This is a genomic window from Rodentibacter trehalosifermentans (assembly GCF_002000545.1).
In the GTDB taxonomy this organism is placed as follows: Bacteria; Pseudomonadota; Gammaproteobacteria; order Enterobacterales; family Pasteurellaceae; genus Rodentibacter; species Rodentibacter trehalosifermentans.
Genome location: NZ_MLHL01000021.1, coordinates 1 through 26,109, shown reverse-complemented (window position 1 = coordinate 26,109; position 26,109 = coordinate 1). Strand labels below are relative to the sequence as shown.

Genomic DNA, 26,109 nt, shown 5'->3' with positions numbered 1-26,109 from the left:
GACAAAATGTGAATAAATGGGTATTCAGGAAAAATAGCAATAGAATTAGCAATGGCACAGTTACTGGCAGCAGCGGCAGACAAATCAATCGGGCAACGCATTCAACAAAAAAGAAAGGAATTTGGCTATTCAGCAGAAAAGTTATCGGAATTGATCAATTTATCCCAACAGCAACTTTCCCGTTATGAACGCGGTGTCAGTAAAATCAATGTAAACCATTTGATTGACATTGCGATCTTGTTTAACACCCCCATCAGCTGGTTTTTTCAAGATTGTATGCCGGACACATTAATGAAAAAAGAGTTAAAAGAGATGGAAATCAATCAAAAATGGGAAAACTTATCCAGCGAGCAAAAACGAGCCTTTGTGGCATTTTTAGATACATTGAAATAATAGTGAAAATCCGTTTGTTAGATCGGTTTGCCATTTCAGCTCAAAGACCAATCCTTTTAACTTTTGCCCGACTTTGCTATCAAGAGACATATTCGGTAAAATCAGCAAAAATTAAAAAATACGGAAAATTATGACAAAGAAAAAACTAAAACCGGGTTCAAATACCATCGCGCTCAACAAACGGGCACGTCACGATTATTTTATTGAAGATGAAATCGAAGCCGGGCTTGAATTACAAGGCTGGGAAGTAAAATCCATGCGCGCAGGCAAAGCCAACATTAGCGACAGCTACATTATTTTCAAACAAGGGGAAGCCTATTTATTCGGGGCGACAATCCAGCCTCTCAGTTTGGCTTCAACCCATATTGTTTGTGATCCCACCCGTACCCGAAAACTATTACTCAATAAACGAGAATTGGAATCTCTTTTTGGTAAATCCAGCCGTGATGGTTTCACCATCGTCGCCCTTTCGCTCTATTGGAAAGGCGCTTGGGCAAAAATTAAAATTGGGCTAGCGAAAGGTAAAAAACAACACGATAAGCGTGATGATATTAAAGATCGGGAATGGAAGCTGGCAAAAGAACGAATTATGAAAAATGCCAACCGTGGGTGATATTCTCTCCATCGCTCCAAAAACAAAGTGCGGTCGATTTCATTGTTAAAATCGACCGCACTTTTTTAGGAAGAATTAGGGTTTATAGATAAACTCAATCCCTTTGTCATCTTCTTCTGTCCAATCATCGTCCCAATCGTCCTCATCATCAAATTGATGTTCTGCCAATTGTTCTTGGTGATAATCTTCCCATTTGAATTTCACCGCTTCCGGCGCAACCTCTGTCTCTTCCGTATCACGAGGGTGAGCCTCAATAAAATCCATAATATCACGGCAAAGTGAAGGAACATTCTGACCTGTTGCCGCAGAAATTAAATAATAATCCTCATCCCAGCCTAAACGTTCCGTAATATCTTTTGCACGAGCTTGTAATTCTTCATCGGTCATCGTATCAATTTTATTAAAGACTAACCAACGGGGTTTTTCCGCTAATTTTTCGCTATATTGGAACAACTCCGATTCAATGATCGCCACATTATCTGCTGGGTCTGAGCCATCAATCGGGTTGATATCCACAAGATGAATTAACACACGGCAACGTTCCAAATGTTTTAAAAAACGGATCCCTAAACCGGCCCCTTCTGCCGCCCCTTCAATCAAACCGGGGATATCGGCAACCACAAAGCTTTTCGCTTCATCCATTTTCACCACGCCAAGGCTTGGCACTAAGGTGGTGAACGGGTAATCTGCGACTTTGGGTTTCGCCGCCGATACCGCACGAATAAAAGTGGACTTACCAGCATTTGGTAATCCCAACATACCAACATCGGCAAGCAGCATTAACTCCAACAATAAATCCCGCTTTTCTCCCGGCGTTCCCATGGTTTTTTGACGTGGCGCACGATTAACAGAGGATTTAAAACGGGTGTTACCAAGCCCATGGTATCCGCCCTTTGCCACCAGCATTTTCTGCCCGTGTCGGGTTAAATCCCCCAAGGTTTCTTTGGTGTCATTGTCAATGGCTCTCGTTCCGACAGGCACCGGTAAAATAATATCTTTACCACGGCGGCCGGTACAATCGGAACTTCGTCCATTTTCCCCTCGTTCTGCGGCAAAACGCTTGTTAAAGCGATAATCGATGAGGGTATTGAGGTTCTCGTCAGCGATGAGGTAAACATCACCACCATCACCACCATCACCGCCATCCGGCCCACCTTTAGGGATAAACTTTTCCCGACGGAAACTCACACAACCGTTTCCCCCATCTCCTGCTTCCACCCGAATCAACGATTCATCAATAAATTTCATTAAAACTCTCCCAAATTTAACCGCACTTTTTGATTATTTCACTTTGTGCGACGGTAATAATTTATGCCCAATAGCCGATAAAATTGCTCCGCATACTACAATAAACGCCCCGATATAGCTAATGCTATTTAATTCCGGCGCATTGAAATGCTCGGGGCTGATAATATGTGCAATATGTGAGAAGAAAATAGTAAAAAGAGGAACCAAGGTCACGACAACACTTACTTTTGACACATCCCAGCGGTTTAATGCCTCGGCATAAGCCCCATAACCAATCAAGGTATTCAAACAACAGTAAATAAAACAAGCTAATGCAAAAGGCGTGAGTGCGCTCACTTGGGAAAAATCCGCCATTGGGGTGAACACCATTGCACAGCCGAAATACATCATAACGAGAATTTGTTGCGAGCTAAATTTACGCAACATTAATTTTTGCACCATGCCATAGGCAACCCATACTAATGCGGCACTTACACTGAGTATGACGCCGGTTGAATATTGATTTATCCCAACGAAAGTTTCAAAACGGTCGTTAAAAAATAACCCAAGACCTATCAATAAAAGCAAGATGCCCACTTTTTGATGCCCCCCTAAGGTTTCTTTGAAGATAAGCACACCGCAAATCAACATACCAAAAGAGGAAAGGTGAATAAAAATTTGGGCAATTGAGGGTTCGATATAGTTTAAGGAGGAACTAAATAGCAAAAAATTACCGGCAAGCCCAAATACACCGATGATTGCCAACCAGCCATAACGCCCGACTTTTCTTGCTTCGGGGAGTGTCTTTTTGTAAGCCAGTAAAAACAATAAAGCAAGAGTAGCAACCACAAAACGATACCACACGATAGTTTGAGCATTCATGATTGATAGCACTTGCTTTAAGGCGATAGGTAACGATCCCCAAGCCATTGCGGCAATGAGTGCAAACATGAAACCGAATAAAGGTTGTTGTTTCATATTTCTCACTTACAAAGGTTAAAAAAGACAAAACGCCCCACAAAACTGCGGGGCGTTCAATTCGATTAATGTTTTAAATTACTCAGTAACAATACTTACGTATTTACGGCTTTTTTCGCCTTTTACTTCAAATTTAACTTTACCATCAGCGGTAGCGAATAAAGTATGATCTCTACCCATACCTACGTTCGTACCGGCATGGAATTTTGTACCACGTTGACGAACAATAATGCTACCCGCTAAAACAGACTCACCACCGAAACGTTTAACCCCAAGGCGTTTAGCTTCAGAATCGCGACCATTACGAGTTGAACCACCAGCTTTTTTAGTTGCCATCTACTTGCTCTCCTCTGAATTATGCTTGAATCCCAGTGATTTTCACTTCAGTGAACCACTGGCGATGACCTTGTTGTTTACGACTGTGTTTGCGACGACGGAATTTAACGATTTTAACTTTCTCGCCACGACCCTGTGCCACAACTTCAGCAATTACTTTTGCGCCGGCTACAACCGGTGCGCCGATTTTAACATCTTCACCGTTAACGACCATCAACACCGAATCGAACTCAACTTTTTCGCCGGTTGCAAGCTCAAGTTTCTCTAAACGAACCACTTGACCTTCGCTTACACGGTGTTGTTTACCGCCACTTTGAAAAACTGCGTACATAAATACTCCGCTTAACTGTGCTTCGCTGCCCTTAGGCAGTATGCACTTCAAAATTCATATAAAATAGGTCGCAAATTCTACGGAAAAAACAATCTCCTGGCAAGAATTTATTTACAATAAAATAAAAAAATTCCCTTTTCTGATTGATTAATTTTAGAAAGTACAAAAATTCAGGTAAAATGCACCGCATTCTTTATTTGATAATTAACGATAAACAATGGAAAAACAAGACCTCATGACGATGCATACCATTCAGCAATTAGCCGATCCGGATATGCAAAAAGTCAATCAGAATATTCTTGCCCAACTCAATTCTGATGTGGCATTAATTAGTCAACTTGGTTTTTATATCGTTCAAGGTGGTGGAAAAAGGATCCGACCGTTGATCGCTGTGCTTGCTGCACGTTCTTTAGGGTTTGAAGGATTGCAAGCCATAACTTGTGCCACTTTTGTCGAATTTATCCACACCGCATCCTTGCTACATGACGATGTGGTCGATGAATCCGATATGCGCCGAGGGCGTGCCACAGCGAATGCCGAATTTGGTAATGCCGCAAGTGTATTAGTGGGAGATTTCATTTATACCCGCGCCTTCCAACTTGTTGCACAACTCGAATCCTTGAAAATCCTTCGCATTATGGCAGATGCCACAAATGTATTGGCAGAAGGGGAAGTGCAACAATTAATGAATGTCAACGATCCGCAAACCACCGAAGCGAATTATATGCGGGTGATTTATAGCAAAACCGCCCGTTTATTTGAAGTGGCAGGACAAGCCGCTGCCATTGTCGCCGGCGCCACGGAAGCCCAAGAAAAAGCGTTGCAAGATTATGGGCGTTATCTTGGAACGGCATTTCAGCTGGTGGATGATGTATTAGATTACAGTGCTAATGCCCAAGATCTCGGTAAGAATGTGGGCGATGATTTAGCCGAAGGCAAACCAACCTTGCCGTTATTACATGCGATGCATCATGCTAATGCACAACAGGCCGCCCTCATTCGAGATGCCATTGAACAAGGTGGCAAACGTGAAATTATTGATGAGGTGCTAGCGATTATGGCGCAACATAAATCGTTGGACTATGCAATGGAACGGGCAAAACAAGAAGCGCAAAAAGCCGTTGATGCGGTTTCTATTTTGCCTGAAAGCGAGTATAAACAAGCGCTGATTTCCTTGGCATATTTATCTGTTGATCGAACTTATTAATCTCCCCAATGACTTTATGAATAACGAAAATATGACAGGTTTCCAACCTAAAAACCGCACTAAAAAAGCGAAAAAAGATCCAAATGCCCCTTTTATCCGTGAAAAACTTGAGCTTCCCAATGGGCATAACAAACTCCTGCTTCATTCCTGTTGCGCCCCTTGTTCCGGTGAGGTGATGGAGGCCATTTTAGCCTCCGGGATTGAATTTACGATTTATTTCTATAATCCCAATATTCACCCATTAAAAGAATATTTGATCCGTAAAGAAGAAAATATTCGTTTTGCTAAAAAATTTGGCATTCCTTTTATTGATGCTGATTACGACCGACAAAATTGGTTTGACCGAGCCAAAGGAATGGAATGGGAACCGGAGCGAGGTATTCGCTGTACCATGTGTTTTGATATGCGCTTTGAAAAAGCGGCAGAATATGCCCATCAACACGGTTTCCCGGTATTCACCAGCTGTCTTGGTATTTCCCGCTGGAAGGATATGAATCAAATTAACGGCTGTGGTCATCGGGCGGCAGAAAAATACGATGATGTCATTTATTGGGATTACAACTGGCGTAAAGAAGGCGGCTCACAACGTATGATTGAGATAAGCAAACGTGAACGCTTTTACCAACAAGAATATTGTGGCTGTGTTTATTCATTAAGAGACAGTAATAAATGGCGTGAAGAAACGGGGCGTCAGAAAATTGAAATCGGAAAGCTCTATTATTCCCCAGATTAAAATGCCAGAAAAAATGACCGCACTTTTCCATAAAAAAGTGCGGTTATCATTTACATTCATACAAAATAAAAGGAAGAAAAATGGAACAAAATCAAGTCGAAAGATTTCCGCTACTCATTACCGGCATACTCAAATATGTGTTAAGCACATCACTTATTGCACTTGCGATCGTATTGATTATTGCGTTGGCTAAGATTACCTATTCTCTTGCCTTAATGGTGCTAACTCCTTCCACAACGGTTCCTTATGCGTTGGCAGAACAAGCGGTCATGTTTTTCTTGTATTTTGGGTTTATCGGTTTAATTGTGCAATATTTTAAAAGCGGTTATCACTTTCCGCTACGCTACTTCATTTACGCCGGTATCACAGCAATGTTGCGTTTAATTATTGTGAAACATGAAAATGCGGTCGATACCATTTTATTTGCCGGTGCCATTTTGATTATGGTCATTGCTCTTTGTTTAATGCTTTATTCCAATAAATTGAGAAATATTTAAAATGTCCCCTCAAAAGTCGGACTAGTGTGCTTGTGTGTCTAACTTTTGAAGGAACAAAGTGCGGCCAATTTTACAAAAGTTTTATTTTTTTGAGGCTTCGTAGAGTTTCATCGCTTCCGGAAGTAAACGTTGTAAATTTTCTTGGCGATCTTCATCTGTCGGGTGGGTAGAGGCTAGAGCCTCTAATGCCCCCTTGGAACCACCGGAGGCCTTTTTCATTTTATCCCATAAACCAGGGGCAGCTTGTGGATTAAAGCCTGATTTTGCCATCAGCAATAGGCCCACTTCATCGGCTTCGGTTTCTGCACTACGGGAATAAGGTTTATCTAATGCAAAATCTTTGGTTAAGCCAATTGCGACTCCACTTAAATCAGACCCGACCACAGTAGAAAGGGCAATATGACCCAATTGTGCCGCAATGCCGGTAGCCATACCGAAATTCGCTTTCGCTTTACCATGCTCTTTTAGGGCGTGTGCCATTTCGTGCCCCATGACGGTGGCAATTTCATCATCGTTGAGCTTTAAGGTATCTACTAACCCCGTATAAAAGGCCATTTTCCCGCCCGGCATAGCCCAGGCGTTTAACTCTTTCGATTTAATGACGGTAATCTGCCAGTTAAAAGGTTGACCGGTTTGGTTTTCTTTATTGGCATAAGGCACCATTTTGTTGAAAATTCGATGAATACGTTTTGCCGTTTGAGAGGTGGTATCTACCGCTCCTTGAGTGCGAATTTTACCCATTTCTTGGGCATAGCTTGAGGCCGCTTGTTGATTAATGGAAGCGGAATCTGCACAGGCATTAAGCACTAATGCGGCGACAGAAGCAAAGGCAAAGGATTTGATGTATTTTTTCATTTTTAATTCCTCTTATGGGTATCAACTTTAGAGATGGCAAAATTATAAGAAAAGTCCGATCACCTTGTCTAATAAAAAACCATTGAGTTTTTGATTTGCACTATTATAATAGTGCAAATTTTTGCTATTAGAGAATAAATTATGACACAACAAAAATCCCCTTCTTTATTAGGCGGTGCCATGATTATTGCCGGCACGGCCATTGGTGCAGGTATGTTGGCTAACCCCACTTCAACCGCAGGCGTGTGGTTTATCGGCTCACTTCTTGCGCTGATTTATACTTGGTTTTGTATGACCACTTCCGGTTTAATGATTTTAGAAGCCAATTTGCATTATCCCACAGGGGCAAGTTTCGACACCATTGTCAAAGATCTGCTTGGTAAAGGGTGGAATGTGGTTAATGGGTTATCTGTTGCCTTTGTGCTTTATATTTTAACCTATGCCTATATCACCTCAGGGGGTGGTATTACACAAAATTTATTCAATCAGCTGTTGAGTAGTAGCGAAAGTGCGGTTGATATTGGGCGGACTTCCGGCTCACTGATTTTTTGCTTGGTTTTAGCGGCGTTTGTCTGGCTTTCAACCAAAGCGGTCGATCGTTTTACCACAATATTAATTGGTGGGATGGTTATCGCCTTTTTTCTTTCTACCGCAGGCTTGCTCGGTTCAGTAAAAACAGAGGTTTTATTTAATACGGTGGCACAAGGCGAGCAGCAATATCTACCTTATTTATTGACCGCACTGCCGGTGTGTTTGGTTTCCTTCGGTTTCCACGGCAATGTACCAAGCCTTGTGAAATATTATCAACGTGATGGCAATCGGGTGATGAAAGCCATTTTCACCGGTACCGGTTTGGCACTCATTATCTATATTCTCTGGCAGCTTGCGATTCAAGGCAATTTACCTCGTGCAGAATTTGCACCGGTGATTGAAAAAGGCGGTGATGTTTCCGCATTACTTGAAGCATTACGCCGCTATATTGAAACGGATTATATTGCAGTAATGTTGAATTTCTTTGCTTATATGGCAATTGCCAGTTCTTTCCTCGGAGTTACATTGGGATTGTTCGACTATATCGCGGATTTGTTGAAATTTGACGACAGCCTAATGGGAAGAACAAAAACCACCTTGGTCACCTTTTTACCTCCTTTATTATTAAGCCTTCAGTTCCCTTATGGTTTTGTGATTGCTATTGGTTATGCGGGGTTAGCAGCAACCATTTGGGCCGCTATTGTGCCGGCATTACTTGCAAAGGCAAGCCGCCAAAAATTCCCGAACGCTACTTATCGGGTTTATGGTGGCAATGCGATGATTGGTTTTATTATCCTCTTTGGTGTGCTTAATATTGTGGCGCAAGTGGGGGCTAATTTAGGCTGGTTTGCAAGTTTTATGGGATAATCCTATCCCATTGTATTCTAAGGGCGTAGGATTATACGCCCTTTTACATTTTGGCTTTCACCAACAGGAATTATCCATGAAGAACAACACCAGCGTTTATGATAGGGAAAACTTCTTTGAACGTTATCAAAAGCTTCGTGAAAACCCGATGAGTTTGAATGAAATCGTAGAAAAACCGACAATGCTTTCTCTTTTGCCCGATCTTCAAGGCAAAACGTTATTGGATCTTGGCTGTGGTAGCGGTGGGCATTTAGCACTTTACTTAGAGCGGGGCGCAAGAGCAGTCGTGGGAATGGATTTATCCGCCAATATGTTAAAACAAGCACAAACAGATTTGGAAAAGTGCGGTCAATTTCACGGGCGTTTTTCTTTATATCAACTTGCAATGGAAAACCTTGCAGATTTGCCTGAGGAAAATTTTGATGTTATCACCAGCTCTTTTGCTTTTCATTATGTGCAGGATTTCTCTGCGTTGTTGACAGCGATTTTCAAAAAATTAAAACCAAAGGGAACATTGGTGTTTTCTCAAGAACACCCTATCACCACTTGCCATAAAATGGGGGAGCGTTGGGAAAAAGATGAAAACAAACAACAGGTGGCATACCGCTTGAACCATTATCGTGATGAGGGTGAACGGGAAAGAAATTGGTTTAAACAGCCTTTTAAAACCTATCACCGCACCACTGCCACCATTATTAATCATATTATTTCCACAGGTTTTCAAATTGAACAGATGGCCGAACCCATGTTGGCGGAGCACCCTCAATGGCACGCTGAATTTAAAGATTTGCAGCATCGTCCGGTGTTGCTTTTCATACGAGCAAAGAAAATGCGGTAAACCCAAAAATAAACTAGAATTTAACCGCACTTTATGGTATAAATCGCACCGCTCTTTTTTCCGTAAAAAAGAGTGAATTTTTAACTTAAATAACACACACATATCATTAAGGCTTCATCGGGGTGCCAAACGGTCGATGAGCTGATATGTGGAGGCTCAACCCCAATAAAAGGAAAATATTATGGCACAAGTTTCAATGCGTGAAATGATCAACGCAGGCGTACACTTCGGACACCAAACCCGTTACTGGAACCCACAAATGAAACCTTTCATTTTTGGTGCGCGTAACGGTGTTCACATTATCAACCTTGAAAAAACCTTACCTTTATTTAACGATGCATTAGCTGAATTAACGCGTATTGCGAGCAATAACGGTAAAATTTTATTCGTAGGTACAAAACGTGCGGCATCAGAAGCAGTGCAAGCTGCAGCATTAGACTGTCAACAATATTATGTAAACCACCGTTGGTTAGGTGGTATGTTGACTAACTGGAAAACAGTGCGTCAATCAATTAAACGTTTAAAAGATTTAGAAGCACAATCTCAAGACGGTACTTTTGACAAATTAACCAAAAAAGAAGCATTAATGCGTAGCCGTGAGATGGAAAAACTTGAATTAAGCCTTGGCGGTATCAAAGATATGGGTGGTTTACCGGATGCATTATTTGTAATCGGTGCCGATCATGAACATATCGCAGTGAAAGAAGCCAATAATCTTGGTATTCCGGTATTTGCAATTGTTGATACCAACTCTACACCGGCGGGTGTTGATTTTGTTATCCCGGGTAACGATGATGCGACCCGTGCGATCCAACTTTACTTAACTGCGGCAGCAGCGGCAGTAAAAGAAGGTCGTGGTAACGAAGCGGCTGTTGCGGAAGAATTAGCCGCAGCGGATGCAGAATAATTCAAGTTATCAAAATAAGGCATAGCCCTTATTAATCAAAACGATTAATTGGCACAGGGGCGAGAAATTGCCCCTGTATTTTTATCTAAAAAGTGTGGCAAAAATCACCGCACTTTCAGACAGAGGATTGGAAAAATGGCTGAAATTACAGCAGCACTTGTTAAAGAACTTCGTGAACGTACCGGCGCAGGTATGATGGAATGTAAAAAAGCATTGGTTGAAGCTAACGGCGATATTGAGTTAGCTATTGATAACATGCGTAAATCCGGTCAAGCAAAAGCGGCGAAAAAAGCAGGTCGTGTAGCGGCAGAAGGTGTGATCATCGCTCGTGTTGAAGCAGGTTTCGGTGTGTTAATTGAAATGAACTGTGAAACCGATTTCGTGGCAAAAGATGCCGGTTTCTTAGATTTAGCCAATGAAGTCGCAGATTACGCTGCGGCAAACAAAGGCACCACTATCGAGCAATTACAAGCACAATTTGAAGAAAAACGTGCTGCATTAGTGGCAAAAATTGGTGAAAATATGACAATTCGTCGTGTTGCTTACCTTGAAGGCAATGTGATCGCTCAATACTTACACGGTGCGAAAATTGGGGTATTAGTGGCAGGTGAAGGTTCTGTTGAAGAACTGAAAAAAGTGGCTATGCACGTTGCTGCATCTAAACCTGAATTCGTTAATCCGGAAGATGTTTCTGCTGAAGTGGTGGAACGTGAGCGTCAAATTCAAATCGACATTGCTATCAACTCAGGCAAACCGAAAGAAATCGCAGAGAAAATGGTTGAAGGCCGTATGAAGAAATTCACCGGCGAAGTATCTTTAACCGGTCAAGCGTTCGTTATGGATCCTTCTCAATCGGTAGGCGACTACTTAAAATCAGTGAATACGAAAGTGACTAACTTCATCCGTTTAGAGGTCGGTGAAGGGATTGAGAAAGTCGAAGAAGATTTCGCCGCAGAAGTAGCGAAAATCACAGGTGGTAATGCTTAATTTCCCCTCTTTTGAAATATAAATCAGATATTGATTTGACCTTGAAAATGTATTGATTTAACTTAAGGACTAAGCCTTATTCTATGACTTAGTCCTTTTCTATTGCACCTACTATCTCTGAATCTCCTCAAATATTTCAAAAAACTTATTAAGTTTACTTATCTAAAAAAGTTTCCTACTATCCTATACTCAAATTATTTCTATAATATTGATACTTTATCATGCAAACTCTTTAAACAAAAATCAATTTATTTGATAGATATTAAAATAATACTTTTCATATTTTCTCACTCATTAAGCCAATTTTATTTTTATATAGAAAGAATAAAACCAGTGATAATAAATATTGGTTTTTATATATAGAGAGATAGTAAAATTATCTGATTGCAATTGCTTAATTATTATGTCTTATTTCTCAAAAAATTAAAGAAAACTCAACAGTACTTGGAAGTAAATTACATTTGTATTCAGTAAGATAAAATTATTCAGATAACAAAAATTTTATTTGAATATAGTTAATTGAATTTTATGAAACTTTTTAGAGATATTAATTAGTTTTCTTTAATTTCGGAAAGTTAAAATTGATTTTCCTAAGGAACATAATGTTATTGATGTGAACATATGTAATTCTATTTTTGGTGAGCTTATACATATGTATATTATGAATCATTAAGAAAATTTGTGATGTATATCACAAAACCAATAATTTCCTTTAAATTATTGTGATAAATATCACATACTAATAAATTATATCTTGAAAAAGTAGTGACTATAGTTATTTTATTGCTATTAATTAAGCTTTTCATATGTTATTTCTATTTAATAATGTTCATAAAAGGAGACTCTTAATATGAAATTTCATTTATGCAAAAAACTCAGTATTACTACTATCATTCTATTTATTATAAGTTTTTCCTTACAAGCTAAAGACTTAATTGTATCAACTTCTGCAAGTGTAGGATCTCTACAATATAATACAACTAAACATTTTGTCGATATAACCAATGAAAAATTATCTGCGGCTAAGTTAGATTATCAATTGAAATTTTTTGGTTCTGGGCAATTAGGATCTGATAAAGATACACAACAAAAATTAAAATTAGGCACAATTGATATTGCATTGTTATCTTCTACACTTGCAACCAATATTCCACAAATGGCTATATTTGAATTACCGTTTTTAATTACTAATCGTCGGCAATTAATTGAAATAGAGGAACAAGTTTTTTATCCATATATTGCACCTGAAGCAGAAAAAAAAGGGTATAAGGTAATTGGTCTATGGGAAAACGGTTTTAGGAATATAACAAATAATGTTAGACCTATAACTAAACCAGAAGATTTAAAAGGATTAAAAATTCGTACTCCAAATAGTTCGTGGCGTTTAAAAATGTTTAAAGAATGGGGAGCTAATCCGACACCATTGCCATTTGGTGATGTATTTATTGGTTTAAGAACCGGTGTCATTGATGGGCAAGAGAATCCACTAACCAATATTTATGCTGCTAAATTACAAGAAGTTCAAAAATATTTAAGTATTACTAATCATGTATATTCTCCCTCATACTTAACCGTAGGAGTTAATTCATATAAAAAATTGCCTCAGGAGGTAAAAAATATTATTGAATTATCTTCAAAAGAAACTCAAAGTTGGGCATACAAAGAAGCTGAGAAATCAGATACAGAATTGATTAAAAAATTAATTGCTAGTGGAATGCTGTTAAATGAGGTTGATACGGCATCCTTTATTGAGGCAAGTAAGCCTATTTATCAGGAGTTTATATCATCAGTTCCCAATGGAAAAGTATTATTAGATAAGACACAAGAAGTGATTAAACCATAGAGATAGAATAGATTTTTTCAGGAGGGATTTATATGGAAAGATTATTTAATCTAGTAAGAAAGATATTAACAATAATATCATCTACAATATTAGCTGTATTAACTATCATTATTATAACATCAATATTTTCTCGTTTTATTGGAATATCGTTATATTGGTATGATGAAGTATCATCAATTTTGCTTGCGTGGTTAACCTTTTATGGTGCTGCTTTATGTGCCTTAAATCGTAATCATATGGGATTTGGTAATCTTATTGTTTCAATGCCGTACAATATTAAGAAATATATTTTTTTCTTAAATGAAATTATTGTAATCAGTTTCTTTATCACTCTAGCTTGGGCTGGGTTTTATGTATTATCTATATTTGGCGATGAAACCTTGACTAGTTTAAGTTTTATTACTCAAGCAATGGCACAATCTGCATTACCAATTGGATGTGTTTTATTTATTATTGCAGAGATTATTTCAATGCCAAAAGCATTTAAATCTATTTTAGAAAATAAAACTCAAGATGATGAAGAAATAGAGCAAGCTTTACGTAACGTTAACAATAGTGTTGATATTAAAATGGCTAAGGAGAAATTATCATGATAGCACTTATCGTACTGCTTAGTTTGATTCTGTTAGTAATGATTAATGTACCTATTGCAGTTGCTATTGGTGTAGTATCGTTGGTAGGAATGTTAATTACGAACAATTTTGGTGCTGTATATAATGTGGCGTTATCTGTGTTTGATGGCGCATCTAATTTTTCGTTATTAGCAATTCCTCTTTTTATTTTAGCTGGTTCATTAATGAACACAGGAGGAATTTCAGTTCGTTTAATTAACTTTGTAAATGCTCTTATTGGATTTGTTCGGGGTGGGCTGGCAATGGTAAATGTTGGTGTATCAATGATTTTTGCTGAAATATCCGGTTCATCAGTAGCAGATGTAGCGGCTTTAGGATCAATTCTGATTCCGGCAATGAAAAAACGTGGATATAGTGGTAGTTTTTCAGCAGCAGTCACATCCTCTTCTGCTTCATTGGCCGTTATTATTCCCCCATCATTACCAATGATTATTTATGGTGCTATGGCTGATGTATCTATATCTAAGTTATTTATTGCTGGATTAGCTGCTGGAGGAATAGCCTCTTTAGGTATGTTTGTGGTTTGTTATTATTATGCAGTTAAATATAATTTACCTAGAGAAGAATCTTTTAGTTTACGTAAATTATGCTCTTCCTTCAAAGAAGCATTTTGGGCATTGACATTACCTGCTATCATTTTAGGTGGCATTATCTCTGGCTTTACTACGGCAACTGAAGCAGCTGGTTTGGCAGTATTGTTGGCATTTCTTATAGGTTTTTTTATCTATAAAGAATTGAGTATTTCATCTTTATTTAAAGCGTTGGTTGAAAGTGTAAATGGAACTTCAGTAGTAATGCTTTTAGTTGCAACTTCAGCTGTTTTAGGATTGTTTTTAACTGAACAAGAAGTTCCGCAACATATGGCATCAGCTATTTTGGGTGTATCGGATAATAAATATATTGTACTAATGATGCTCAATCTGATGCTGTTTATTATTGGTATGTTTTTACATGGTGCGGCAGCAATCATTTTGGTTGTTCCTATTGTGATGCCACTGATTATTCAATTAGGGATCGACCCTATACATTTCGGTATAATTTTGACGCTTAATATTGCCGTAGGACAGCAGACACCACCTGTAGCGAGCGTATTGATTACAGCTTCTTCAATCGCTAAAAAAGATATTTGGAGTGTTACTAAGGATAATTTATGGTTTATTTTAGTCTTACTTATAACACTGCTTGCTGTTACTTATATTCCTTCATTGACTATAGGAATGGTTAATTTTGTGTATTAATTTGTAGATAATTAATTCCTCCTGAATTTGGAGGAATTAAACTTTATAAGTTTTTCTATCTCTCCCTTTCTCTTTTTTCTTAAGCTCCAATGCTGATATATAGTTATATATCTTTACAACGTTTTTAGGGGAGCACTTCAACGTGAAATTTCATACTAGATCTGTGATATACCTCACAAATTTATAATTTAAATTACATAAAGTTCTATTTTGTGATGAATATCACTTTTTTTTCTTGAAAAATTTGTTCTAATTCTAGAACAAAAGTTAATTTATTGTTCTTTTGTTTAGTCGGTGTAATCTTAAGAATAGTTGATTTTCACGAGGATATTAGTATGCAGAAACCTACAGTTGCAATGGTTTTGGGAGATCCAGCTGGTGTTGGACCAGAATTAGTTGCTAAATTATTAGTTCAAAATGAACAAAGACAAAAAGCAAATGTTTTACTGATTGCAGATCCTGATGAATTGCACAGAGGTATGGATATCGCTCAAATTAACTTTAAATATGAGCAAATTACAGAAGAACAGTTACCAGATTATTCTTTTAAGGATGGAATACCTGCTTTAATTACACATAAGGGCTCCCATCCATTGCCTTTTGAATATGGTAAAGCAACAGCTCAAAGTGGGGTGTATATATTAGAAACTCTCAAGCGGGCGGTCGATTTTGCTCAAGCGGGGTATATTCAATCTATTTGCTTTGCCCCACTTAATAAACAAGCAATGCATAAAGGTGGTTTGCAATACAGAGATGAATTACATTGGTTCGCAGATCAAACAAATTATCATGGATTTGTTTGTGAGTTAAACGTTGTTGATAATATTTGGGCTGGGCGTGTAACTTCTCACATTCCATTTAAAGATATTGTGCCTAATTTATCTGTTCAAGGAATCGTCGACGGAGTCCGTCTTCTACACAAAGCTTTATCTCAAGCTGGAGTTCAAAATCCTAAAATAGCAGTTCAAGCTTTAAATCCGCATGGAGGGGAAGGTGGGGTATTTGGTGATGAAGAAATTACTATTATTGCCCCAGGGATAGAGAAGGCTCGTGAGTATGGGATTGATGTTTATGGTCCATTTCCAGGAGATACAACAATGCGCGAAGTTGAACGTCTAAAAATTGATGGTGTGCTTTCTATGTATCATGATCAGTTTTCGACAGCTCTTAAATTACTTGGTTTCGAACGAGGTGTTACGGTTCAAGGAGGTATCCCTATTCCTATCACTACCGCTAATCATGGTACTGCATTTGATTTGTATGGCAAAAATGTGGCGATTCCAACGGCATTTGAAGCTGCTTTTAATATTGCTGTTCGTATGGGAACAGGCGTTTTATCTTCAAAATAGGAGACTAAGCTATGAGTAGAAAACCCAAAAAATTACTGAATAACCCAAGTGATGTTCCACTTGAACAGTTAGAAGGTTTATTGCACGCCTGCAACGGAAAATTAACAAAAGTCGAAGGATACAGTGGGGTAATTTGTAGTGATATCCAATCTGATAGGGTCATTGTTGTAACTGGTGGAGGAAGCGGTCACGAACCAATGTTTGCTGGTTATGTAGGAAAAGGTTTAGCTGATGCTGCAGCATTGGGTGAAATATTTGCTTCTCCATCTCCGGATATCATTATTGAAACAACTAAAGCCGCACAAAAAGGCAAAGGAGTGCTCTTTGTTTATGGTAATTATGCTGGTGATAATATGAATTTTGATATTGCAGCAGAATTATTAGAAGAGGAAGGTATTCAGGTTAAAACTGTTCGTGTAACTGATGATATCTCAGCCGCACCATTATCAAAAATGAATGATCGTCGAGGGGTCGCTGGAGATATGTATGTTTTAAAAATTGCGGGTGCAGCAGCTGAGTCCGGATATGATTTAGAAGAATTGTATGAGGTTACTGCAAAAGCTAATTTTAACACACGGACAATGGGAGTCGCTTTAGGTGCTTGTTCGATTCCTCAGACGGGGAAATTCAATTTTGAATTGGCTGATGATGAACTTGAATTGGGTATGGGCATTCATGGAGAACCGGGTGTTAGAAGACAGAAAATGACATCGGCAGATGAAATAAACGGAGAGATTATTGAAAATTTATGTGCCGATATCAATTTGCAAGCAGGAGATAAGGTATGCGTAACAATCAATAATTTAGGAAGCTCTACATATACCGAATTATTAATTGCAAACCGGAAAGTTCATCAGGAATTAAATGCTCGTAACATACAGGTTTATGACACGTTAATCGGTGGATACTGCACTTCACAAGAAATGGCAGGATATTCAGTTACCGTATTCCGTTTAGATGATGAATTGCAAAAACTTTATGATATGCCTTGTGACAGTTTTGCGTGGAGAAAATAGTATGAATGTATCAGAAACTAAAAACTTATTGCTTTATATCGCGGAAAAAATGGTTGAAAGTGAGCCTGTTTTAACTGAGCTGGATTTGAAAATAGGAGATGGCGATCATGGTTTAGGTATGCAACGTGGTTTTGCTGCAGTAAGAGATTTATTAAAGACAGAGACCTTTCAGCCTAAAGATATTGGCGAATTATTTGTAACCGTTGGTACGAAAATGATGTCTAGTATGGGAGGTGCTTCTGGTGCTATTTTCGGTACATTGTTCCGAGCTGGTGGAAAAGCTATCGCGGGTACAGAAACTTTTGACACTAAGATATTGACCCAATTTTTATCTGCGGGTAAAGAGGGAGTATTTAACCGAGGAGGAGCGAAACCAGGCGATAAAACAATGATGGATGCATTAGCAGCAGCAACATCAAAAGCTATTGCTGTACAAAATGAAAGTCTGGTGGATGCTGTAGACCTAATCGCAATAGCGGCAGAGCAAGGAGCCGAAAGTACGAAAGACCAAATAGCTGTTTTTGGTCGAGCAAAAAGTCTAGGAGAGCGCTCTTTGGGGCATGTGGATCCAGGTGCTGTTTCTATGTCATTTATTCTTAAATATATGTCAGAGTTTATAAAAAATAACAAATAACCATGAAATAAGGCTTAGCATGTCCTAAGTCTTATTTTAATGAGGAGAGTACTATGAAACAAAATAAAGCGTCTAATGTTCGTTGGTTTGTATTTGGTATTATCTTTTTACTGGTTATGGTTAACTTGATTGACCGAATATCGCTCTCTATCGCAATGCCTACTATTGCTAAAGAATTCGAGTTGTCTCCTACAATGCAAGGTATTATTTTAAGTAGTTTCTTCTGGGCCTATGCTCTTTTACAAGTACCGGGAGGGTGGTTAATTGATAAGTATGGACCTCGTAAGATGATTACCGGTTCTACAGTATTGTGGGGGGTATTTCAAACTCTTGCGGCGTTTTCAACTGGTGGGGTGTCGCTTTTATTGTCGCGCTTTATGCTTGGGGCTGGAGAAGCTCCTCTTTTCCCGGCTGGGGGAAAATTAAATTCAACATGGTTATCTTCTAAAGAACGTGGGCGTGGTGCGGTTATTATGGATTGTGGAGGACCTTTAGGTGCAGCGCTTGGCGGCATTATTATTGCTTATATGATTGCCGCTATCGGATCTTGGCGCATAGTATTCGCTATTATTGGGATTATTACTATGTTATTAGGCGTTGTCACTTGGCGATATTTACGTGATACACCACAAGAACATAAAAATGTGAATGAAGAAGAATTAAAAATTATCAAAGCTGAAACAGTAAGTAATACAGAAAGTGCGGTCATAAAAGAAGATGTTTCTAAAAGTATAGGCGTTTCAAAAATTTCATTAATCGCTATTTTGTTTGGTCGTGCTGCTTGGGCAATGATGTTCTTTGGGTTGCTCACTTGGGGACCAAGTTATTTAGCACAAGTCAGAGGATTTGATATTAAAGGTGTGGGAAATGCGACATTTATTATTTTCTTATTTGGTTCTTTGGGTTCATTGTGTGGAGGTTTTTTCTCTGATTCATTAGTCAAATGGGGCGTTACTCAGCGTATCGCAATTAAAGGTGTCTTGACTATTTCGGGAATCAGTACATTAGTCGCATTTTCTCTCCTGCCACATATGAATGACCCAGTCATTGCTATCGCAGTACTTTCTATTGCTGCTTTTTTCTTAATGTGGGGCAGTTTGTATTGGAGTTTTCCAGCTCTACTTGCACCAAAGAATAAAGTGGGTCTTGTTGGCGGTATTATGAATATGGCTGGTAGTTTAGGGGGAATTATTGTACCGATTTTAGTTGGTTTTATTCTACAAAAAACAGATAACTACGATAATGTACTATTCTTCTTTGCAGGGTGTTCCATAGTATATATTTTGGGCACGTTAAGTATTCAGTTAAGTAAACAAAATAAGTAATAAGGATGGAAATGTATGGAATATAACTTATATGATGGTCCGATGATTGATGCACATCAGCACTTTTGGCAACCGCAAATCAATCCGCATCCGTGGTTGGCTCCTGGTGTATTGATTCCATTTAGATATGGTGATTATACATCCATCAAACAAGAGTATTTACCACCTGATTACTTAAAAGATGCAACTCCTAAGCATAATGTTATTGCAACAGTTTATGTTGATGCAGAATGGGATCCTCAAGATCCTATGGGAGAAACAGCTTATATTCATACAATTGAAGAAAAATATGGAATGCCTAATGCGGTTGTTGCTCAGGCATGGCTACAAGCAGATGACGTTGAACCTGTACTGAGAGCGCAATCAGCATTCCCATTAGTAAGAAGTGTTCGTCATAAACCGGCGGGAGCATTATCTCCACAAGAAGTTCAGAAAGGTGTAAGAACCTTGATGAGCGATAGCAAATGGCGTAGTGGCTATGAGTTATTAGAAAAATTTAATTTAAATTTTGATTTGCAAACGCCTTGGTGGAATTTACATGAGGCGAAGCAACTGGCTTTAGATTTTCCAAATACGCTCATTATTTTAAATCATACTGGGTTACCGTCAGATCGCTCTCGAGAAGGGCTGGCTGCTTGGCATAAAGCAATGAGCCAATTATCAGATATTCCTAATGTTGTTGTGAAAATTTCAGGTATTGGTTTACCCGAAAAGCGGTGGGATATTGAAGATAACCGATGGATTATACAAGAGACAGTTAAAATATTTGGCATAGAACGTGCTATGTTTGCCAGTAATTTTCCAGTAGATAGTTTATGTGGAGAGTTAGAAACTATTTTTACTGGGTTTAAAGAGGCAGTTAAAGAATATAGTTATGATGAACAACATAAAATGTTTTTTGCAAATGCTAAAAAGTATTACAAAATTGATATTTAGTAATATTGTAAAAGAGTGGGAGTAAAAATGGCTAATCTAACAAATTTATCTGTTAATACATCTATCTATGATGGATATGATTTAGATACGACTTTTAGTTCAATTAGAAAGTGCGGCTTTAAATATTTTGAATTAGCATATAACCAAGGGTATATAGGAAATTTACACCAAGGTTTATTTAGTGTTGATAATGCAAATACTATCAATGCTCTTAAAGTAAAATATGGATTAGATACAAATGCTCTCGGATGTACTATGGATCTTTCTGTTGATGGGTTTGTTGACATTTTTATTCCTAGAATTTATTTTGCCAGTTTAATTGGAGCTAAATATATAAATGTTTGTACAACCAAATTAGAAAATAAATTTAAAATGATTAATAATTTAAGATTATTAAGACCCATACTAGAAGAAACAGGTTGTATTCTTTGTTTAGAAAATGGTGGTGATTATAATTTCAACGCATTTATTACTATAGAGGAAGGACTATACCTAATTAATGAATTAGGAGATGATATTTATTCAATAAATTTTGATCCAGGTAATATGGTAACTTATAAAAAAGACTTAGATGTATTATCTCAATCTTTTACTGCATTAGATTACTCAGGATATTTTCATATTAAGGATGTTAAGATTTCGGATAATAAATTCGAATTTATATCTATAGGAGATGATGGATTGATAAAGTATAAGGATATTCTTTTAAAATTAAAAGATAAAGGTATACCAAGTAGTTTAGAAATCCCCTTGAAAATTTATAGAGAGCTTGATTCTATGCCGAAAAAATATGATAAGGAAGTTCCTTTAAGTCTTATTGAAGACACTCTAATAAAATCAAAAAAATATATTGAATCTTTATAATTAAAAGAGGTTAATTATGAACTTGAAGGAAAGTAATTTATTAACAGAAATTGCTATTGCATATTATGAGCATGAACTTACTCAAGAAGATATTGCTAGAAAGTTTAATATTTCTCGAATTAAAGTAGGTCGTTTATTAAAAAAAGCAAGACAAGAAGGTGTAGTAGAAATAAATGTTAAATATCATCCCGTTTTTACATCTCAGTTAGAGCAACGGTTAATAGAAGTATTTGGTATTCAACGCGCTTTAATTGCAATAGATGAACATAATGAAAAAGAACAAAGAAAACAGGTCGCCTCTTTAGTGAGTTCATATCTTTCAAATATTTTAAAAGATGGTATGACAGTAGCCGTCGGACAAGGACGGAACGTCGCTGCAATAGGAGAATACGTAGGAATACCATCAGAGAAAAAATGTAAATTTATTTGTGGTATTGGAGGAGTTCAACATATTGGAGATCCTGTAGATGCGGATAATATTTGTAGAAATCTAGCAAATAAATTTAATGGAATGAATGAAACTTTATATGCTCCAGCATATTTAGAAAATAAAGATTTTAGAGATATTTTTATGAGTAATGGAGTTATTAAAGAAACACTAGATAGAGCTCGTAAAGCAGATATTGCTTTAGTGGGTATTGGAGATATGAATGAAGATAGCTACATGGTTAGACTAGGATGGTTTACTGCTAAAGAAGTAACTGAAGCTAAAAGAAATTTGGGAGTTGTCGGTGATATTGCTGGATATGGCTTTTTTAATATTCAGGGTGAACCTGTTGATACTGTAATGAATAACAGAGTAATTGGGTTAAGCTTAGAAGATTTAAAAGCGATCCCTTGTGTTATTGGTATTGCTTCTGAAAATACGAAAGCAATGGCAATACTTGGTGCTTTGCGCACAGGCATTATTGATGTAATAGCAACGAGTGCTAGTAACATTAACATAATCTTAAATTTAGCAAAAGAGTAGTTATAAAAAAACAGGAGACAAAAATGAAAATTGCAATAGGGTGTGATGAGGCTGCATATCGTCTTAAGATTGAGTTAATAAAATATCTAGAGTATCTAGGTATTGAATATGATGATTTTGGTGCAGATGAAGGCTCAGTAGTGTTATATCCAGATATTGCTGAAAAAGTAGCTTTAGCAGTTTCTGAAGGCAAATATGAGCGAGCTATTTTAACTTGTGGAACAGGAATTGGAATGGCCATTACAGCTAATAAGATTCCAGGAGTAAGAGCTGCCGTATGTCATGATGTTTTTTCAGCTGAGAGGGCAAGAAAAAGCAATGATGCACAAATTATCTGTTTCGGGGAGCGAGTCATAGGGGTTGAGCTTGCAAAATCATTACTTAAAGTTTGGCTTGATTCAGAATTTTCAGGAGGTGGTTCTACACCTAAAGTTGAGAAAATTAACATAATTGATGCTAAGTATCACAATATTTGATTTCTTAGTTTAAGTTATTGATTAGCAATAAAATTATATATTTGGGGTGTCCTTATGAAAAAAATAAATGTTATTTCTACAGCTATTTTATTTTCAGTTGTTTCAGGTTCAGTACTTTCGGCTGGAACACATACTTTAGCACTCAGTCACTATGGTTCACCAAATGATACAGTGACTAAGGCAACTGAATTTATGGCTAAACGAGTGGCTGAACTCTCTGATGGTCGAATTACTATCAAACTACATCCGAACAGTGAACTAGGACCTTCAGGCACACAAATCGATGGAACTAGAATGGGAACTATTGATATTGTTGTTGTCGGTAATCCTTATTACACAACTTTTAATGAAGAGCTTAATTTATTGGATTTACCATTTTTATTTAGAAATGAAGTTCATGTAGAAAAAGTATTAAGCGGTGAAGTTGGTGATATTCTTCTAAAATCATTAGAAAAATCGGGATTGAAAGGATTGGCGTTTTATGAAATTGGATTTAGAGATATCACTAACAGCAAGAAACAGATTAAAACAGTTGCTGATTTATCTGGTTTGAAATTACGGACTACACCAAACCCCGCTCATATTGCGGCATTTAAAGAATGGGGCGTAAATCCAACACCTATGCCGTTCAATGAAGTTTATTTTTCTTTAAAAACAGGTGTAATTGATGGACAAGAAAACCCTGTTCACCATATTTATAATAATAATTTGCAAGAAGTGCAGAAATATTTATCTTTAACAAATCATGCTTATACAGCAGCGCCTATGGCTATGAATTTAGATCGTTTTAATTATATGGACAAAGAAGATCAGGATATTCTTTTACAGGCTGCAAAAGAAGGTGCTGAGTTAGAGAAAAAACTTAATATAGAAGAGAATAAAATTTATCTTGGAAAATTAAAAGAACAAGGTATGGAGATTGAGGAAAATCCAGATATATCTTCATTTCAAATAGGAGCAAAAAAAGCTTGGGATGATTACGCTAAGAAATTTGGAAACAATGTTCTAAATAAAGTTATTGATCTCAAATAAGTTAATGTTACATAAAGGAAAAGGAGGCTGATTTATGGTTGATAATTATGAAAAATTTATTAGTAAGACATTTTTATCATTAGGATGTCTCTTTTTTCTTATTATTGTTGTTATGACATTCATTCAAGTTATTACAAGGTATATCGTTAATATATCTTTCCCATGGGCAGAGGAGTTTTTACGTTTTAGCTATACCTGTATGATTCTATTTGGAATTTTGACAACTGCTCAAATACAGGTTCCATTATTGAGAATAATGATATTTGAGCGATTCAAATACGGCTGGCTGTTATCATCGGTTTTATATATTGTTATGCTAATTTGCTTATTTTTATTAGTAAAAGGTGGGATTAAGCTCTATGAAATGAATATAAATAGCTACTATTCAGCCTTTAAAATATCTATTTCATGGATATATGTTCCATTTATCCTTTGTCTAATTCTTGAAATGGTAAGAGTAGTCATTGCATTTATATCTTTAGCTAAAACGAGAAAAGTGAGGGAGTTATAATGTCATTTATTGTATTACTTGGTATCATGTTTATTCTGACTGTTTTGGGATTACCACTATTCTACAGCATTATTTTTGCATCTATTGTCACTTTATTTATGTTCTTGCCTTATGTGCCGGTAACTATTGTTGCACAGCAAGTTATGCAAGGATTAGATACGAACGCTTTACAAGCATTAGCTTTCTTTTTCTTAGCTGGAGAGTTAATGAGCGTAGGAGGTATTACTTCCAGAATTATCCGCTTTGTTACCTCATTAATTGGACGTTGGAAGGGGTCATTAGCATATATCAATATCTTCTCTAGTTTATTTTTTGGTTCTATTAGTGGGTCTGCTGTTGCATCGACGGCTGCTATTGGTAGTTCTTTAATCCCCGAAATGAAAAAGAATGGATATCCCGCACCATTTGCTGCCGCCCTGACACAATCCGCCTCAATTATTGGGCCTATTATCCCTCCAAGTGTTCCTATGATTGTATTTGCAGCTTTGGCTGGAGCAGGTGTTTCGGTCGGAAAAATGTTTATGTCAGGAATTATTCCGGGCATTATGATTGCACTGATATTGATTTTAGTGACATTAATTCTGAGTAAAATATATAAATATGGCAATAAATCTGTAGAGTTCAATCTTAAAGAAGTTAAAGATAGTGCAAAAGATGCAGTTTGGGCATTGCTTTGTCCTATTATTATTCTTTATGGCATTATTTCTGGTGTATTTACAGCAACTGAAGCAGGAGCTGTATCAGTAGTATATGCTTATTTAGTCGGAACTTTTATTTATAAAGAACTCAGTATTGAGCGATTGAAAAAAGCTCTAATCTCGTCTCTAAAAGGAACGGTTACTGTCATGTTGATTGTGGGGGCGTCATCTATCTTTGCTTGGATAATTGCTCGTTTACAAATTAGTCACCAGGTCGCAGCATGGATTTCTTCAATTTGTGATCACCCCCTCGAAGCGCTGATATTGATAAATATCATCGTATTGTTCATTGGTATGGTGATGGATCCTACCGCAGCATTAACAATTTTAGTTCCCGTTTTTATGCCGATTGTTAGTCAGTTTGGCATTGATCCTATTCATTTTGGTTTAGTAATTATTTTAAATTTAATGATAGGTTTGGTTACGCCACCTGTAGGTTATCTAATATTTTTGTCAGCAAATATAGCCGAATGCGAACCTATGAAAGTACTGAAAGCCAGTCTTCCATATTTGTTAGCCCTCTTTGCTCTATTAATTTTGTTAATTATTGTTCCGGAATTTAGTACGTTTTTGCCGAATCTATTTTTTGCATAGGAGCTAAATAATGAATAAATGGATTGATTTATCTATGCCAATTTCAACTAACCATATTCGTTGGAAAAGTGCGGTCGAAAAAAAAGGTAATTTTGATAATGGAGATTTATTTGAAGCAACACAGCTACAAGTTTCTTGTCATGCTTTTACACATATGGATGCATTAAGCCATATACAGAAAGGTGCCTATAATATATTAGATATTGCGCCTGAAATATTTATTGGTGACTTTCATGTTTTAGATTTATCAAACAGAATCACTGATAACTTTGCAGTTACAGCAGAGGTTCTTAAATCTATTTGGCCTAATCAGCAAAAATATAAAAAATTTATTTTTAAAACATGCTGGGATACTCATTATAGCTATAGCTCTCAAGAGTTTTGGGGGAATGCCCCCTATATTACAGATGACGGTGCTGCTTATTTGGCATCTCAACAAATTGAAATTATCGCTTTTGATTTTCCACAAGATTATCCTATTCGAGGTTGGTTAACAAATACAATGGAAAAACCGTTAAGCAAACATGTGACACATCATCATCTATTAATAAAAGGTGTGACATTAGTGGAATATCTCTGTAACACTAAAAGCATTACCAGCTCAGAAATTGAAGCATTAATGATCCCGATCGCAATAGAGAATACAGATGGAGCACCCTGTCGAGTATTGATTAAAAATAAAGGGGCTGAC

At 37.2% G+C, this 26,109-nt stretch carries 29 protein-coding genes; 24 read left to right on the top strand and 5 right to left on the bottom strand.

All coding sequences use genetic code 11. From position 1 onward, the window contains the following. Positions 1 to 51: 51 nt before the first annotated feature. On the top strand, positions 52 to 393 hold the full coding sequence (locus BKK52_RS04775) for a helix-turn-helix domain-containing protein (RefSeq protein WP_077421000.1): 342 nt from the start codon (positions 52 to 54) through the stop codon (positions 391 to 393). Positions 394 to 523: 130 nt separating this feature from the next. Further along, a complete protein-coding gene (smpB, locus tag BKK52_RS04770; RefSeq protein WP_077421001.1) occupies positions 524 to 1,006 on the top strand; it encodes an SsrA-binding protein SmpB in 483 nt (160 codons plus the stop codon). 75 nt (positions 1,007 to 1,081) lie between these two features. Here smpB and cgtA read toward each other — a convergent pair whose 3' ends face one another. The 4 genes from cgtA to rplU form a co-directional block, all read right to left on the bottom strand. After that, positions 1,082 to 2,254 (bottom strand): Obg family GTPase CgtA, encoded by a 1,173-nt coding sequence (gene cgtA, locus BKK52_RS04765; RefSeq protein WP_077421002.1) that lies wholly within the window; start codon positions 2,252 to 2,254, stop codon positions 1,082 to 1,084. A gap of 33 nt (positions 2,255 to 2,287) precedes the next feature. Beyond that, positions 2,288 to 3,211, bottom strand: coding sequence for a DMT family transporter (locus tag BKK52_RS04760; protein ID WP_077474258.1), 924 nt, complete (start codon positions 3,209 to 3,211; stop codon positions 2,288 to 2,290). A 78-nt stretch (positions 3,212 to 3,289) separates the two neighbouring features. Then, complete coding sequence (rpmA, locus tag BKK52_RS04755; protein ID WP_077414656.1) at positions 3,290 to 3,547, bottom strand: 50S ribosomal protein L27; 258 nt, start codon at positions 3,545 to 3,547, stop codon at positions 3,290 to 3,292. A gap of 19 nt (positions 3,548 to 3,566) precedes the next feature. Then, positions 3,567 to 3,878 (bottom strand): 50S ribosomal protein L21, encoded by a 312-nt coding sequence (gene rplU / locus BKK52_RS04750; protein WP_077421004.1) that lies wholly within the window; start codon positions 3,876 to 3,878, stop codon positions 3,567 to 3,569. A gap of 217 nt (positions 3,879 to 4,095) precedes the next feature. On the opposite strand from rplU, the gene ispB reads away from it, so the two are divergent. The 3 genes from ispB to psiE all read left to right on the top strand — a co-directional run bounded on the left by ispB (position 4,096) and on the right by psiE (position 6,315). Next, positions 4,096 to 5,085 (top strand): octaprenyl diphosphate synthase, encoded by a 990-nt coding sequence (ispB, locus tag BKK52_RS04745; RefSeq protein WP_077474259.1) that lies wholly within the window; start codon positions 4,096 to 4,098, stop codon positions 5,083 to 5,085. Positions 5,086 to 5,101: 16 nt separating this feature from the next. Next, the gene (locus tag BKK52_RS04740; protein WP_077421006.1) at positions 5,102 to 5,818 is read left to right on the top strand and encodes an epoxyqueuosine reductase QueH; all 717 of its coding nucleotides are present in this window, start codon (positions 5,102 to 5,104) and stop codon (positions 5,816 to 5,818) included. 80 nt (positions 5,819 to 5,898) lie between these two features. Next, positions 5,899 to 6,315 (top strand): phosphate-starvation-inducible protein PsiE, encoded by a 417-nt coding sequence (psiE, locus tag BKK52_RS04735; protein WP_077421007.1) that lies wholly within the window; start codon positions 5,899 to 5,901, stop codon positions 6,313 to 6,315. Between the two features lie 81 nt (positions 6,316 to 6,396). Here psiE and BKK52_RS04730 read toward each other — a convergent pair whose 3' ends face one another. Further along, positions 6,397 to 7,170 carry a M48 family metallopeptidase gene (locus BKK52_RS04730; protein WP_077478064.1) on the bottom strand — a complete coding sequence of 258 codons (774 nt, stop codon included), beginning with the start codon at positions 7,168 to 7,170 and terminating at the stop codon, positions 6,397 to 6,399. A 141-nt stretch (positions 7,171 to 7,311) separates the two neighbouring features. Between BKK52_RS04730 and mtr the strand changes: the two genes are divergently transcribed. The 19 genes from mtr to BKK52_RS04635 all read left to right on the top strand — a co-directional run. Beyond that, positions 7,312 to 8,568, top strand: a complete 1,257-nt coding sequence (mtr, locus tag BKK52_RS04725; RefSeq protein WP_077474261.1) for a tryptophan permease — start codon at positions 7,312 to 7,314, stop codon at positions 8,566 to 8,568. A gap of 76 nt (positions 8,569 to 8,644) precedes the next feature. Continuing rightward, positions 8,645 to 9,406, top strand: coding sequence for a class I SAM-dependent methyltransferase (locus tag BKK52_RS04720; RefSeq protein ID WP_077478062.1), 762 nt, complete (start codon positions 8,645 to 8,647; stop codon positions 9,404 to 9,406). Positions 9,407 to 9,587: 181 nt separating this feature from the next. Further along, entirely contained in the window at positions 9,588 to 10,313 is a 726-nt protein-coding gene (gene rpsB, locus BKK52_RS04715) for a 30S ribosomal protein S2 (RefSeq protein ID WP_077421012.1), read from the top strand. A 135-nt stretch (positions 10,314 to 10,448) separates the two neighbouring features. Next, a complete protein-coding gene (tsf, locus tag BKK52_RS04710; protein WP_077421013.1) occupies positions 10,449 to 11,300 on the top strand; it encodes a translation elongation factor Ts in 852 nt (283 codons plus the stop codon). A gap of 850 nt (positions 11,301 to 12,150) precedes the next feature. Further along, the gene (locus BKK52_RS04705; protein WP_077421216.1) at positions 12,151 to 13,143 is read left to right on the top strand and encodes a TRAP transporter substrate-binding protein; all 993 of its coding nucleotides are present in this window, start codon (positions 12,151 to 12,153) and stop codon (positions 13,141 to 13,143) included. A 32-nt stretch (positions 13,144 to 13,175) separates the two neighbouring features. Then, on the top strand, positions 13,176 to 13,736 hold the full coding sequence (locus BKK52_RS04700; RefSeq protein ID WP_077421215.1) for a TRAP transporter small permease: 561 nt from the start codon (positions 13,176 to 13,178) through the stop codon (positions 13,734 to 13,736). Next, positions 13,733 to 15,013, top strand: coding sequence for a TRAP transporter large permease (locus BKK52_RS04695; protein ID WP_077478060.1), 1,281 nt, complete (start codon positions 13,733 to 13,735; stop codon positions 15,011 to 15,013). The genes BKK52_RS04700 and BKK52_RS04695 overlap by 4 nt, the downstream gene beginning before the upstream one ends. Positions 15,014 to 15,348: 335 nt before the next feature. Next, the gene (locus BKK52_RS04690; RefSeq protein ID WP_077421213.1) at positions 15,349 to 16,362 is read left to right on the top strand and encodes a 4-hydroxythreonine-4-phosphate dehydrogenase PdxA; all 1,014 of its coding nucleotides are present in this window, start codon (positions 15,349 to 15,351) and stop codon (positions 16,360 to 16,362) included. Positions 16,363 to 16,373: 11 nt separating this feature from the next. Next, positions 16,374 to 17,378 (top strand): dihydroxyacetone kinase subunit DhaK, encoded by a 1,005-nt coding sequence (locus tag BKK52_RS04685; RefSeq protein ID WP_077421212.1) that lies wholly within the window; start codon positions 16,374 to 16,376, stop codon positions 17,376 to 17,378. A gap of 1 nt (position 17,379) precedes the next feature. After that, positions 17,380 to 18,012: a dihydroxyacetone kinase subunit DhaL gene (gene dhaL / locus BKK52_RS04680; RefSeq protein WP_077421211.1), complete on the top strand. Its 633-nt coding sequence runs from the start codon at positions 17,380 to 17,382 to the stop codon at positions 18,010 to 18,012. A gap of 53 nt (positions 18,013 to 18,065) precedes the next feature. Continuing rightward, on the top strand, positions 18,066 to 19,337 hold the full coding sequence (locus tag BKK52_RS04675) for an MFS transporter (RefSeq protein WP_077421210.1): 1,272 nt from the start codon (positions 18,066 to 18,068) through the stop codon (positions 19,335 to 19,337). Between the two features lie 15 nt (positions 19,338 to 19,352). Next, on the top strand, positions 19,353 to 20,273 hold the full coding sequence (locus BKK52_RS04670) for an amidohydrolase family protein (protein ID WP_077421209.1): 921 nt from the start codon (positions 19,353 to 19,355) through the stop codon (positions 20,271 to 20,273). A 27-nt stretch (positions 20,274 to 20,300) separates the two neighbouring features. Then, on the top strand, positions 20,301 to 21,137 hold the full coding sequence (locus tag BKK52_RS04665) for a sugar phosphate isomerase/epimerase family protein (protein ID WP_077478059.1): 837 nt from the start codon (positions 20,301 to 20,303) through the stop codon (positions 21,135 to 21,137). A gap of 16 nt (positions 21,138 to 21,153) precedes the next feature. Then, positions 21,154 to 22,107 carry a sugar-binding transcriptional regulator gene (locus BKK52_RS04660; RefSeq protein ID WP_077421207.1) on the top strand — a complete coding sequence of 318 codons (954 nt, stop codon included), beginning with the start codon at positions 21,154 to 21,156 and terminating at the stop codon, positions 22,105 to 22,107. Positions 22,108 to 22,130: 23 nt separating this feature from the next. After that, positions 22,131 to 22,583: a ribose 5-phosphate isomerase B gene (rpiB, locus tag BKK52_RS04655; protein WP_077421206.1), complete on the top strand. Its 453-nt coding sequence runs from the start codon at positions 22,131 to 22,133 to the stop codon at positions 22,581 to 22,583. Between the two features lie 54 nt (positions 22,584 to 22,637). After that, complete coding sequence (locus tag BKK52_RS04650) at positions 22,638 to 23,615, top strand: TRAP transporter substrate-binding protein (RefSeq protein ID WP_077421205.1); 978 nt, start codon at positions 22,638 to 22,640, stop codon at positions 23,613 to 23,615. 34 nt (positions 23,616 to 23,649) lie between these two features. Continuing rightward, positions 23,650 to 24,126, top strand: coding sequence for a TRAP transporter small permease (locus BKK52_RS04645; RefSeq protein WP_077421204.1), 477 nt, complete (start codon positions 23,650 to 23,652; stop codon positions 24,124 to 24,126). Next, complete coding sequence (locus BKK52_RS04640) at positions 24,126 to 25,418, top strand: TRAP transporter large permease (protein WP_077421203.1); 1,293 nt, start codon at positions 24,126 to 24,128, stop codon at positions 25,416 to 25,418. The genes BKK52_RS04645 and BKK52_RS04640 overlap by 1 nt, the downstream gene beginning before the upstream one ends. 10 nt (positions 25,419 to 25,428) lie before the next feature. Then, positions 25,429 to 26,109, top strand: a 681-nt coding sequence (locus BKK52_RS04635; protein WP_143531386.1) for a cyclase family protein, incomplete at its 3' end; no start/stop codon positions are given.